Here is a 13,017-nt window from a genome sequence, read left to right on the forward strand (position 1 = left end):
AGGAGATCACCATGGCAGGCCAGGAGCAGCAGAAGCCACAATCACACGACAGCCAGGTCGAGGACGAGATCCCGGAGGCGCCTCCGGCAGCCCCGGAAGCCCAGGCATCGGCTGCCACCCAGGGCGTCGACGACCTTCTTGATGAGATCGACGGCGTCCTGGAGTCAAACGCCGAGGAGTTCGTCCGCGCCTTCGTCCAAAAGGGCGGCCAGTAACCCGGATCCGGATGGGTGGCGGAAGCCGCGTCCGGCCGGAATCTGTACCGACGTTGAAGGACCACGTACAAGGAGTGCATCAGTGCAGGAAACAACCGCCAACCAGGTAGCCGGCAACGCGACATCCTCATTCACCGAGCATCTGCAGCGCGACCGGCCGGACCTGCTTCCGTACAACCGTGCCATGCCTGCTGCAGCGGCGGCGACAGCTCCCCTGCAGGTGCCCCATGCCACCACGATCGTGGCGATGAGTTATGGCGGCGGTGTCCTGATGGCCGGTGACCGGCGGGCCACCATGGGCAACGTCATTGCCAGCCGGCACATCGAAAAGGTGTTCCCGGCCGACAGGTATTCGGTGCTGGGAATCGCCGGAACGGCCGGCATCGCGATTGACCTGACGCGGCTCTTCCAGGTGGAGCTGGAGCACTACGAAAAGATCGAGGGCACCCTGCTGAGCCTCGACGGCAAAGCCAACCGGCTGGGGGCCATGATCCGCGGGAACCTGCCGATGGCCCTGCAGGGACTCGCGGTCGTGCCGCTGTTCGCCGGCTTCGACACGACTGCCGGCGAGGGCCGGCTCTTCTCCTACGACGTCACCGGCGGCAGGTATGAGGAACGCGAGCACCACACGGTCGGCTCCGGTTCCGTTTTTGCCCGCGGCGCGCTGAAGAAGCTCTGGCGGCCCAACCTGGCCGAAGCCGAGGCAGTCTCCGTGGCGGTCGAGTCCCTTTACGACGCGGCCGACGACGACTCCGCCACAGGTGGTCCGGATCCCGTCCGTCAATTGTGGCCGGTGGTGTACACCGTGAACAGGGATGGCGCCCGGCGTATCCCCGAATCCGAGCTCGCCGCTGTGGCGGGCAGGATTATCGAAGCCAGGTCCGCCGAACGGCGGGAGGCCTAAGATGACGCAGCAGTTCTATGTCTCGCCTGAACAACTGATGAAGGACCGTGCGGACTTCGCACGGAAGGGCATCGCCCGCGGCAGGTCCGTGGTGGTCATCAGCTGCCAGGACGGTATTGCCTTGGTCGCTGAGAACCCCTCACCCTCACTGCATAAAATCGGCGAGATCTACGACAAAATCGCGTTTGCCGCCGTCGGCAAGTACAACGAATTCGAAAGCCTGCGCCAGGCCGGAGTGCGGTACGCGGATGTCCGTGGTTACTCCTACGACCGTGAGGACGTCACTGCGCGCGGGCTCGCGAGTGTCTACGCGCAAAGCCTCGGTGCCGTCTTCACCGCAGAACAGAAACCCTTCGAAGTGGAACTGGCCGTCGCCGAGGTTGGCCCCACGCCGGAACTGGACCACCTCTACCGGCTCACCTTCGACGGGTCCATCGCCGACGAGCACGGCTTCATCGTGATGGGCGGCCAGGCGGAGCGTGTCTCGGCGGTCATCGCTGAGGGCTGGCGACCGTCGCTGCGGTTCGCAGGCGCTGTACGCCTGGCTACCCGCGGCCTGGCCAGCGGCCCAGACCCGGCCGCTGAACAGGGCGGAGCGGGAGCAACCCTTCCCGCCAAGGCCGTGGAGGTTGCCGTGCTGGACAGGCAGTCGGAGACCTCCCGGGGTTTCCGCAGGGCCTTCCGGCGGCTCAACGATTCTGATATCACGGCACTGCTTGCTGAGGAGGACTGAGATGGACAAGAGAATCTTCGGTATCGAGACCGAGTTCGGAATCTCGTATTCGAGCCCCGATTCGAGGCCGTTGGCCCCGGAAGAAGTGGCCCGGTACCTGTTCCGCAAGGTGGTCAGCTGGGGACGGTCATCCAACGTGTTCCTGACCAACGGTTCCCGGTTGTACCTCGACGTCGGCTCACACCCTGAGTACGCCACGGCCGAATGTGATGATCTGGCCCAGCTCATTGCGCACGACCGCGCGGGCGAGCTGATCCTGGACGACCTCGTTGACGAGGCACAGGCAAGGCTGGCGGCGGAAGGATTCAACGGCACCGTCTACCTGTTCAAGAACAACACCGATTCGGCCGGCAACTCCTACGGCAGCCATGAAAACTACCTCATCCCGCGCCGCGGCGAATTCTCCCGGCTCGCGGAGATCCTGATTCCCTTCCTAGTGACCCGCCAGCTGATCGCCGGCGCAGGGAAAATCCTGAAGACTCCGCACGGGGCCACGTACGCGTTTTCCCAGCGGGCAGACCACATCTGGGAAGGCGTCTCCTCCGCCACCACCCGGTCACGGCCCATCATCAACACCCGCGATGAACCGCACGCCGACGCCGAATTTTTCCGCCGGCTCCATGTCATTGTGGGCGACTCCAACATGTCCGAAACCACAGCCCTGCTCAAGGTCGGCACCGTGGACCTCATCCTGCGCATGATTGAGGCGGGAGTGATCATGCGCGACATGAGGATGGAAAACCCCATCCGCAGCATCCGCGAGATTTCCCACGACCTCAGTGGAAGGGCGCTGGTCCGTCTGGCCAACGGCCGCCAGCTCACGGCCCTGGAGATCCAGCAGGAGTACCTCACCAAGGTCACGGCCTTCGTTCAGGAGCACGGGGCCCACAATCCCCACGTACCGTTCATCCTTGATCTTTGGCAACGGACCCTGAACGCGATCGAAAGCGGTGACACCAGCACCATCGACACGGAAATCGACTGGGCCATCAAGAAAAAACTGATGGACAACTACCGGCAGCGGCACGGCCTGGGCCTGGACGCGCCCAGGATTGCCCAGCTGGATCTTACGTACCATGACATTTCGCGGAGCCGCGGGCTGTACTACATCCTGCAGTCCCGGGGTGCGGTTCGGCGGGTTGTGGACGATACCGTGATCAAAGACGCGGTGGACGTGCCACCGCAATCCACCCGGGCCAAGCTGAGGGGCGATTTCGTCCGGCGTGCCCAGGAACTGGGCAGGGACTACACAGTTGACTGGGTGCACCTGAAGCTGAACGACCGCGCGCACCAGACCATCCTGTGCAAGGATCCCTTCCGGAGCGTCGATGAGCGGGTGGATGCCCTGCTGGGCTCTATGGGCTGACGTTCAGGTTCACGGGCTATCCTTGATGGGGCCGTTCCTTGGCCTTGCAGCGGTGCCGGGCGCCTGATTCCGGCTCCGCGTCCACCCTGCCCCGACGAAAGTTCTCTTACGTGCGCCGACTCCTAGCAATCCTGATCCCCGGCCTGCTGCTGCTTACCGCTTGTGGCGGTTCGCCCGCAGCACCGGAACCCACCAGCCAGTCTGCCGGTGACACTGCCAAGTTCGACTCCCTGAAACTGACGGACAACGGGGACAAGAAGGCTCCCGGTGTCGAGTTCTCCAAGCCCCTCGAAGTCACCGAACCCACCATCAAGGTGGTCACCGAAGGTGACGGTGACCGGGTCAAAGAGAACCAGATCGCAAACATCTCCATCCTCGCGCTCAGCGGTGCGGACGGATCCACGCTGGAGGACACCTTCCCCGGCGAGCCCGAACCGCTGCAGCTGAACGAGGAACTGAAGACCGGAAGCCCGGTTATCTACAGCGCGTTTGTTGGCTCCAAGGTCGGCTCCAGCCTTGCCCTGGCCATCCCGGGCCAGGCCGCAACCGCTGAAGGCGCCCCCGCCCAGCCAACGCAGCTTCTCCTGATCAAGGTGCTCTCCACCAAGGACGCACCGCAGACTGTCGCTCCGCTCGCAAAGCCCGAAGGCGAGACTGTCACCCCGCCGGCCGGCCTGCCGACCGTGAAGGACAACGACCAGGGCGTGCCGGAGATCTCCGTTGACGGAATCGCCGCGCCCACAGCCCTCGTGTCCCAGGACCTGATCAAAGGCACCGGCGCGGAGGTTAAGGAAACCGACACGTTGACCGTCAACTATGTTGGCGTGAACCTCGTGGGCGGCACTAAATTTGATTCAAGCTTTGACCGCGGCGAGCCGGCCAGCTTCCCGTTGACCGGCGTCATTCCGGGCTGGACCCAGGGACTGGCGGGAAAGACGGTGGGCTCCCGGGTCCTCCTGGTGGTCCCCAAGGACCTCGCGTACGGTGATGCCGGCCAGGGCGAAGCCAAGGGTGACCTTGTCTTCGTTGTGGACATCCTCGGCGTCAAGTAAACAGCAACACATCACCCACCCAAATAATCAAAGGAGCAACCATGTCATTTGGTCAGCGCGATTTCGACCGCCAGAAGCCGGAAATTGACTTCCCGCAAGGCGATGTCCCCACCGAACTGGTTATCACCGACCTCATCGAGGGTGACGGTGCCGAGGCCAAAAAGGGCGACACCGTCTCCACCCACTACGTCGGTGTGGCCTGGTCCACCGGCGAAGAGTTCGACGCTTCCTGGGGCCGCGGCGCCCCGCTGGACTTCCGTGTGGGCGTGGGCCAGGTCATCCAGGGCTGGGACCAGGGCTTGCTGGGCATGAAGGTGGGCGGCCGCCGTCGCCTGGAGATTCCTTCCGAACTGGCGTACGGCTCCCGCGGGGCCGGCGGAGCCATTGGCCCCAACGAAGCGCTGATCTTCGTGGTGGACCTCGTGGGCGTCCGCTGACCGAAGCATCGTAACGCTGGAAGGCGCGGTAACAATCAGGGTTTTGTTTTCCTGTTGGTTGCCGCGCTTTCTGCTTTCCGCGGAGGAGTTTAGTAACGTAGCCAGCGTGTCCGTCTCCCGTACTGAACGCCTGCTGAACCTCCTGATAGCCCTGCTGAACACCAAATACGGCCTGCGCCGGGCAGAGTTGCGGGCGAAGGTCTACCATGACACGTCCGGTAACGACGTGGCCTTCGGCAGGATGTTTGAGCGGGACAAGAATGACCTCCGGCAGTTCGGCTTCGATGTGGAAACCGTCACGGACCTCGGCTGGAGCGAAGATGATCCGGCCACCACCCGCTACCGCATCGGCAAGGAATCGAACCGCCTGCCTGATGTCCAGCTCAGCCCGGGGGAGTGGACCGTCCTCCTCCTGGCGTCCCAGTTGTGGGAGCGTGCCGCCCTGGGAACCGCCGCTGCCAGCGCCCTCCGCAAGCTCCAGGCCTCCGGTACCGTGTCCGACGTCGAACTTCCGGTTGGTGTTCAGCCGCGGATCCGGCCGGCGGGCCAGGCCTTTGATGATGTGGTGGCTGCCATGCACGCCCAGCACCCCGTCAGCTTTCGCTACCTGGCAGGCACCACCGGCCAGGAAGAGCAACGGACGGTGGAGCCGTGGGGCCTCGGCAGCCGCTTCGGCCAGTGGTATCTGACCGGCTACGACCGCTCGCGCAAGGCACCGCGCCACTTCCGGCTCTCCCGGTTCACGGGCCCCGTCACCGTGCTGGAGAAGGAAACCTACTCGGCTCCGCCGAACTTCAATGTCCGCGCAGAACTGGACCGGCTTCCGGAGCTCCCGCTCCGGACCGCCGTCGTGGACGTCCGGGAGGGCCGCCTCCTTGGCCTGCGCCGGCGCGCCACGCCGGTTGCCGACGGGAGTGCCGGAACGCCCGACGCCGGCTACGAACGGCTGCAGGTCAATTTCAGGGACGCTGAGGTGCTGGCCGAGGAGCTCGCATCCTATGGCCCGGACGCTGTGGCACATGCTCCCGACGAGCTGGTGGCAGCCGTGCGGCACCGGCTGCGCAACGCTGCCGCCTTCTGCGCCGCTCCCAGCCCTGCCTATCTGTTTGCGGACGCACCGCGGGGCCGCGCCATCCGGAAACGCACGTCTGAGGACCAGCTCAAGCGCATGCTGCAGCTGGTGCCTTTCCTGGTCCACAACCAGGGCCTGCATATCCACGACGTCGCAGCCCGCTTCGGTGTCACGCCCGCGGAGCTGGAAAGCGACCTGCGGATCCTAATCTGCTCCGGCCTTCCCGAGGGATACCCTGACGACCTCCTGGACATCCATTGGGAGGAAGGCCACGTTTACATCACCCAGGACCTGGATCTCAAGAGGCCGGTCCGGTTTACGGTGGACGAGGCCTGCGCGCTGCTGACCGGGCTCGAGACGCTCAATGGGCTTCCCGAACTTGCCGAAGGAGGTGCCCTGGAGTCGGTGACCCTCAAACTGATGGCAGCGGCCGGCGAAGAAGGGCTGCGGTCCGGTTCGCTTGCCGGTCCGGAGGTGGGCCCGTCGGATTCGGCCCTCCTTGACGTTGTCCGTGGTGCAATCCAGGAGCGGTCGCAGCTACGGCTCGTGTACTTCTCCGCCCAGCGCGACCAGGTCTCCGAACGGGACGTGGATCCGCTCCGCCTGTATTCCCTGGACAACACCTGGTACTTCGAGGCCTACTGCCATTCGGCCCAGGGGCTCCGGAACTTCAGGCTGGACCGGGTGCAGGAGGTCCACCCGAACGGAAATCCCGCCTCCACGCAGGTCCGGGCCGGGGAAAGCTTTCCGGCCAAGCTGTTCACGCCCAACGACGACGACACCACGGTCCTCGTACAGCTCACCAGGCAGGGCGCCGGCTTGGCGGACGATTATTACGCCGAACGTGTGGCACCCCTTCCCCACGGCGGCCTCGTAGCCGAGATCCGCTTCGGCAGCACTGCCTGGCTTCCCATGTTCGTGGCCCAGCACGGCGGGGCCGCCCGGATCCTCGAACCTTCCGAGCTGGGGGCGGCAGCGCTGGACTGGATCGAGGCGGCCCTGGCCGGGTACGGCGGCTAGACTCGTCAGCATGCCTTGGTGGTCCTGGATCCTGATCTGGATTGCGCTTATTGCGCTCTCCCTGCTCTTTTATGTCCTCCTGGGCATCCGGCTGTACCGCCAGTTCATGGCGGTAATGAAGGACCTGGGCGCCGCCGGAGCTAAAGTGGCACACCTGGCGCCGGCAGCGGCCACCGTCGATGACGGCTCCCAGCCGCCAGGGTCAGCTCCGCCCGGTGCGGCTGTTTTTGCCTCACCGGCCCAGATGCGTCATGATTACGACGCATCCAAGTCATCCCGCCGGGAGGGCCGCCGCCAGAGGCGCGTCCAGCGTAAGCACGATCGGGGCCAGCCCCAGTCACTTCGCGATCTCAATCTCAGTTAGACGTAGGATGTTGTTAGAGGAAAGGATTTCCCGTGGGAAGACTCTTTGATGGCCCGTGGCCAATTGTCATTATTATCGTCGTTGCGCTGCTGCTTTTCGCCGCGCCCAAACTCCCTGCCATGGCCCGCAGCCTTGGCCAGTCCATGCGGATCATCAAGTCCGAGGTCAAGGAAATGAAGAACGACGGCAAAACCGACTCCACCGACACGGCTTCCGGCCCGGTGGAAGGCAAGATCGTTAACCACCCGCCGGCGAAGCCCGGTGAGCCGACCGACGGCACTGACGTTCCGCCGTCGACCCGCGCCTAACCCGAAGTGGCACTGACGCGGGGCCGTAAGTCCAACCCTGAGGGGCGGATGGCTCTTTGGGACCACCTCAAAGAGCTCAAGAACCGGCTGATCAAATCGGCGATTGCTGTGCTGGTTGCCGGCGTGGGCGGCTGGTTCCTTTACGATCCAGTCGTGGCCAGCCTGTCGGACCCGCTGATTTCCATTGCCCGGGATACGGGGCGCACCGCGGTCCTGAACTTTGCGACCATCGCAGATCCTTTTGCCTTCAAGATCCAGATTGCCATCCAGATAGGGCTGGTTATCTCCAGCCCTGTCTGGATCTATCAGGTGTGGGCTTTTATCACCCCGGGTCTGACCAAGAAGGAACGCGGCTACACGCTCGGCTTCATGGCGGCCGCTGTGCCCCTGTTCCTGGCCGGTGTGTTTGTAGCCTGGCTCGTGTTCCCCACCGTGGTCAGGGCGCTGCTACAGTTCACACCCGCCACCGGCGCCAACAACATCTCGGCCACCGACTACCTGACGTTTGCCACGCAGATGTTGCTTATCCTCGGGATCTCTTTCCTGGTCCCCGTGATCCTGGTCGGCATCAACATGGCCGGTGTGGTCAGGGGCCGGACCATCCTCAAAGCCTGGCGGATTATCGTCTTCCTGGTCTTTGTCCTGGCGGCACTGGCCGCACCAGGCACGGACGCGCTGTCCATGTTCCTGCTTGCTGCGCCGCTGCTGATTCTGTTCTTCGCGGCGATCGGGCTGTGTATCTTCAACGACAAGCGCCGTGACAAGCGCGTGGCGAAACAGGCTGCTGAGACGGACGCGACAGCCGACATCGCGACGCCCGGCACCGAACTGAAGAACCTGTAGCGCGCGGCGCACTAGGCTTGAGGCATGTCCTCTATTTCCGGGCCACTCTCGCCCTCTGAAAGCTACCGGGCCAGCGCGGAACGCACGGCCGAAGCGGGCACCTACCTCGGCGGGTTTGTCCGCACCCTTGATTTTGAACTTGACGAATTCCAGCGCCTCGCCTGCCGGTCCCTCCAGGACGGCAAGGGAGTGTTGGTGGCTGCCCCCACTGGTGCCGGTAAAACCATCGTGGGCGAATTTGCCATCTATCTCGCTTTGCAACGAAACCTCAAGGCCTTCTACACCACCCCGATCAAGGCTCTGAGCAACCAAAAATTTACGGAACTCTCCGAAAAGTACGGGGCGGAAAACGTCGGTCTACTTACCGGCGACACCAGCATCAATGGCGACGCCCCCGTGGTGGTCATGACCACGGAAGTCCTCCGGAACATGCTCTACGCGGGCTCGGACACCCTGGATGACCTCGGCTTTGTGGTCATGGACGAAGTCCACTACCTCGCGGACCGCTTTCGTGGTGCCGTCTGGGAGGAAGTCATCATCCACCTCCCCAGCGAAGTCCAGGTAGCCTCCCTCAGCGCCACGGTTTCCAACGCAGAAGAATTCGGTGCCTGGCTGGATACCGTGCGCGGCGACACCGACATCATTGTCTCCGAGCACCGCCCGGTTCCCCTGTGGCAGCACGTTATGGTGGGCCGGGACATCGTGGACCTGTTCGCCGGAGAAACCACCTTCGACGAAATCGCGCCGCCCGCGGATGCGGAGACCGGAGCTCCACTACCGGTCCAGGAGCGGCTCACCGCGGCCACCAAAGACGCGGACGGGCCGGGGTTCGAGGTCAATCCGGACCTGCTCAAAATGGCCCGCAGCGAAGGCCAGCAAAGTTTCGCCGGACGCTTCGGCCACGGCGGACGGAGCCAGCGCCGGCAGCACCGGCAACGGACAGAGGACCGCCCCCGGCAGGGAGCCCAGCCCGGCGCCGTCCGGAAGGCCAGCCGTCCCCAAGTGATTGCCAGCCTGGACCGGCAGGACCTCCTGCCCGCCATCACGTTTATCTTCTCGCGGGCAGGCTGCGATGCCGCCGTTGCCCAATGTGTCTCGTCCGGACTCTGGCTGACCACGGAGAAGGAGCAGCAGATCATTGCGCAGCGCGTTGACGAGGCCGGGCAGGACATCCCGTCAGAGGATCTGGACGTCCTCGGCTTCTGGACGTGGCGGGATGGCCTGCTGCGTGGTTTCGCGGCCCACCATGCCGGCATGCTTCCCACCTTCAAGGAAGTAGTGGAGAAGCTATTCGTCGAGGGCCTGGTCAAGGCTGTGTTCGCCACCGAAACGCTGGCCCTGGGCGTCAACATGCCGGCCCGCTCCGTGGTCCTGGAGAAGCTCGACAAGTTCAATGGCGAAGCCCACGTGGACATCACCGCGGGGGAGTACACGCAGCTGACCGGCCGCGCGGGCCGCCGCGGCATCGACATCGAAGGCCATGCCGTTGTCCTGTGGCAGCCGGGCACGGACCCTGCTGCTGTTGCCGGCCTCGCCTCGCGGCGTACGTATCCGCTGAACTCAAGCTTCCGGCCGACGTACAACATGAGCATCAACCTGTTGGCGCAGTTTGGCCGCGCACGTGCGCGGGAAATCCTTGAATCCTCCTTCGCGCAGTTCCAGGCTGACCGGTCCGTTGTCGGACTTGCCAAGCAGGTGCGCAGCCGCGAAGAGTCCCTCGCGGGATACGCAAAATCCATGACCTGCCACCTCGGAGACTTCACCGAGTATGCCCGGTTGCGCCGTGAACTGTCCGACGCCGAGAATGTCACCTCCCGCAGCAAGTCCCGGGCTCATAAGTCGCTGAATGAAGACTCCCTGGCGCGGCTGATGCCCGGCGACGTGGTGGACGTCCCGGGCGGGCGGGCGCCCGGACCGGCGATTGTGCTCAGCTCGGACCACAGCGGCAGGGAGCCGCGGCCTGCCATCCTGACGCTCGACAACCAGCTCAGGCGAATCGGCACCGAGGACCTTGAGGGCCCCATCGCGCCCCTGACACGGATCCGCATTCCGAAGTCGTTCAACGCAAAGGTCCCGAAATCCCGGCGTGACCTCGCATCGTCGGCCAGGAATGCACTGCGCGAGAACCGCCCGCCTGCCCCCGGCCGCAGCACCGATTTTGGCATGGGGTCCGTTTTGCCCCATCAGGAGAAACGCATCACGGAGCTTCGCCGGGCGCTCCGGGCCCACCCCTGCCACGGCTGCAGCGAGCGTGAAGACCACGCGCGCTGGTCAGAGCGTTGGTGGAAGCTGCGCCGGGAGACGGATGCCCTGGTCCGGCAGATCCAGGGCCGGACCAACACCATTGCCAAGACCTTCGATCGCGTCTGCGATGTCCTTTCCGCCTACGGCTACCTGGAAGCGGGAGCTGACGGGCGCCTGGCCATCAGCCCGGACGGCCAGCTGCTCCGCCGGATCTACGGCGAGAAGGACCTGCTGATTTCGCAAGCACTGCGGCTGGGCGCGCTCAACGACCTGGACGCCGTCGAAGTAGCGGCCCTGGCCAGCGTCCTGGTCTACCAGGCCAAACGCGAGGACAGGGGCCTCCGCCCCCGGATGCCCAGCGTCTCGCTTGAATCGTCCGTGGATGTGGTGGTCCGGGAATGGTCGGCCCTGGAGGACGTGGAAGAGGCGAACAAACTTCCGCTGACTGCCGAACCGGAACTCGGTCTTGTCTGGCCGATGTACAAATGGGCCAAGGGACGCCACCTCCAGGAAGTGCTCAACGGCACGGACCTGGCGGCGGGCGACTTCGTCCGTTGGGTCAAACAGGTCATCGACCTCCTGGACCAGCTCGCCAAGATTCCCGGCCTGGATCCGCGCGTCTCCAGGCTTTGCGCAGAAGCAATATCACTCATCCGCCGCGGCGTCGTGGCCTACTCTTCCGTACTTTGATGTCCCGGCTCTGATGCACCGGCAGCCTGCCTTCTTCCCCCTAGCCCCAGGAGCTTCGCCCGCATGACCACTGAACGTTCCACCACGCCCGCGCCGCACGAGCGGAAGGTGGTCCTGTACCGCAACGGCTCGGTCTACACAGCAGCAGACCCCTTTGCCACCGCCATGCTCGTTGACGGCGACACCGTTGCCTGGGTCGGCTCCGAGCAGGCGGCATCCTCCATCGCCGACAGTTCCATGGAGATCATCGACCTCCATGGAGCCCTCGTAGCGCCGGGGTTTGTTGACTCCCACGTCCACCTCACGGAAACCGGCATCGCACTGGGTTCCCTCCAACTGGGCGGGATCCGTTCCGCCCGGCAATTACTCGATGCCGTGGCCGCAGCCAAAGGCGACGGCCCCCTGCTGGGTCATGGCTGGGATGAATCCACGTGGGAGGACCCGGCCCTGCCGGCGCCCGAGGAGCTTGAGCAGGCCGCCGGCGGCAGGCCCGTGTTCTTGGCCAGGGTGGATGCGCATTCGGCGTTGGTCTCTTCCTCCTTGGCTGCCGCCGCCGGGCTTGGCGGGCTGGACGGCTACAGCGCGGGTTCACAAGTGAAGCGGGCCGCCCATACAGCGGCCCGCCAGGAAGCACGGCGCCTCCCGGAGGCCAGCCTCCTGGCCTACCAGCGGCGCGCCCTGACCGAAGCGGCTGAAAACGGTTATGTGGCACTGGCGGAGATGGCCGCGCCGCATATCGGCGGAGTTTCCGACCTTCGCCTTGCCGCCGCATGGAACACGGCGGCCGCAGAGCCCATGCCGGAAATCCTGCCGTACTGGGGCGAACTGGCCACCTCCGAGGATCAGGCCCGGGCGCTGCTGGACGAACTGGGCGTACCCGTGCGCGGCCTGGCAGGCGACCTGAACATTGACGGTTCCCTCGGCTCCAGGACAGCGGCGCTGAGGGCCGGCTACAGCGACGCGGCGGGGGAGCGGGGCAGCCTCTACCTCTCGGCAGAGCAGGCCGGCGCCCACCTGGCGGCCTGCTCGCTGCTGGGCATCCAGGGCGGCTTCCACGTCATCGGCGACGCGGGACTTGATGCCGCGCTGGAGGCACTGGAACTCGCGGCCGCCGAAGTGGGCGAACAACGGATCCGTGCCGCCGGCCACCGCTTCGAACATGTGGAAGTCGCAGACCCCAAATCAGTGCAACAGCTGGCCCGCTACTCAGTCACCGTCAGCGCCCAGCCACGCTTCGACGCTGACTGGGGGAACGAAGGCGGCATGTATGAGCAGCGCCTGGGGAGCCGGAGCCGCTCCATGAACCCGTTTGCCTCGTTCTATGCTGCCGGTGTTCCCATCTGCTTCGGCAGCGACAGCCCGGTGACACCGCTGCGCCCGTGGTCCAGCGTGCGTGCCTGCCTGGAACACCACAACCACGCTGAACGGATCTCGGCCCGCGCAGCGTTCCTCGGCCACACCCGCGCGGGCTGGCGGGCAGCTAAGCACCACAACCCGATGGCCGGGCAACTGGTTCCCGGCGCACCAGCCAGTTTCGCTGTCTGGGATGTTGAGGAGCTCATGGTCCAGGTGGCGGACGGCCGTGTCCAGTCCTGGAGCACGGATCCGCGTGCCCGCACGCCCCTTCTCCCTGCACTGGACACCGGCGTAGACCCGGTGTGCCTGCAGACCGTGAAGGCCGGCGTGGAGCTGTATTCCAGTCCGGCACTGCGCTCCTGACCGGACACACCGGCCAGCGCCCCCATAAAGCGCCCTATAATAGGTAGTTG

The 13,017-nt window shown here is 65.0% G+C and carries 12 protein-coding genes; all 12 read left to right on the plus strand.

What is annotated here, in order from left to right; genetic code table 11:
* Positions 1–11 precede the first annotated feature (11 nt).
* The 12 genes from NG701_RS06165 (at position 12) to NG701_RS06220 (ending at position 12,967) form a co-directional block, all read left to right on the plus strand.
* Positions 12–215: a ubiquitin-like protein Pup gene (locus NG701_RS06165; protein ID WP_056339984.1), complete on the plus strand. Its 204-nt coding sequence runs from the start codon at positions 12–14 to the stop codon at positions 213–215.
* An 82-nt stretch (positions 216–297) separates the two neighbouring features.
* Positions 298–1,119 carry a proteasome subunit beta gene (gene prcB, locus NG701_RS06170; RefSeq protein WP_252565384.1) on the plus strand — a complete coding sequence of 274 codons (822 nt, stop codon included), beginning with the start codon at positions 298–300 and terminating at the stop codon, positions 1,117–1,119.
* A gap of 1 nt (position 1,120) precedes the next feature.
* Entirely contained in the window at positions 1,121–1,852 is a 732-nt protein-coding gene (prcA, locus tag NG701_RS06175) for a proteasome subunit alpha (protein WP_252565386.1), read from the plus strand.
* Between the two features lies 1 nt (position 1,853).
* Positions 1,854–3,218: a Pup--protein ligase gene (gene pafA, locus NG701_RS06180; protein WP_111907600.1), complete on the plus strand. Its 1,365-nt coding sequence runs from the start codon at positions 1,854–1,856 to the stop codon at positions 3,216–3,218.
* Between the two features lie 110 nt (positions 3,219–3,328).
* Positions 3,329–4,270, plus strand: coding sequence for an FKBP-type peptidyl-prolyl cis-trans isomerase (locus tag NG701_RS06185; RefSeq protein ID WP_252565387.1), 942 nt, complete (start codon positions 3,329–3,331; stop codon positions 4,268–4,270).
* A 41-nt stretch (positions 4,271–4,311) separates the two neighbouring features.
* A complete protein-coding gene (locus tag NG701_RS06190) occupies positions 4,312–4,707 on the plus strand; it encodes an FKBP-type peptidyl-prolyl cis-trans isomerase (protein ID WP_056340002.1) in 396 nt (131 codons plus the stop codon).
* Between the two features lie 106 nt (positions 4,708–4,813).
* On the plus strand, positions 4,814–6,799 hold the full coding sequence (locus NG701_RS06195) for a helix-turn-helix transcriptional regulator (protein WP_252565388.1): 1,986 nt from the start codon (positions 4,814–4,816) through the stop codon (positions 6,797–6,799).
* A 10-nt stretch (positions 6,800–6,809) separates the two neighbouring features.
* Complete coding sequence (locus NG701_RS06200) at positions 6,810–7,163, plus strand: hypothetical protein (RefSeq protein WP_252565389.1); 354 nt, start codon at positions 6,810–6,812, stop codon at positions 7,161–7,163.
* Positions 7,164–7,195: 32 nt separating this feature from the next.
* Positions 7,196–7,471 (plus strand): Sec-independent protein translocase subunit TatA, encoded by a 276-nt coding sequence (gene tatA / locus NG701_RS06205; RefSeq protein ID WP_056340008.1) that lies wholly within the window; start codon positions 7,196–7,198, stop codon positions 7,469–7,471.
* Between the two features lie 48 nt (positions 7,472–7,519).
* The gene (tatC, locus tag NG701_RS06210; RefSeq protein ID WP_252565390.1) at positions 7,520–8,314 is read left to right on the plus strand and encodes a twin-arginine translocase subunit TatC; all 795 of its coding nucleotides are present in this window, start codon (positions 7,520–7,522) and stop codon (positions 8,312–8,314) included.
* A gap of 24 nt (positions 8,315–8,338) precedes the next feature.
* Positions 8,339–11,248: a DEAD/DEAH box helicase gene (locus NG701_RS06215; protein WP_252565391.1), complete on the plus strand. Its 2,910-nt coding sequence runs from the start codon at positions 8,339–8,341 to the stop codon at positions 11,246–11,248.
* A gap of 63 nt (positions 11,249–11,311) precedes the next feature.
* On the plus strand, positions 11,312–12,967 hold the full coding sequence (locus NG701_RS06220) for an amidohydrolase (protein ID WP_252565392.1): 1,656 nt from the start codon (positions 11,312–11,314) through the stop codon (positions 12,965–12,967).
* Positions 12,968–13,017: the final 50 nt, after the last annotated feature.

Origin of the sequence: Pseudarthrobacter cellobiosi (genome assembly GCF_023913815.1) — a bacterium.
Classification (GTDB): Bacteria; Actinomycetota; Actinomycetes; order Actinomycetales; family Micrococcaceae; genus Arthrobacter; species Arthrobacter cellobiosi.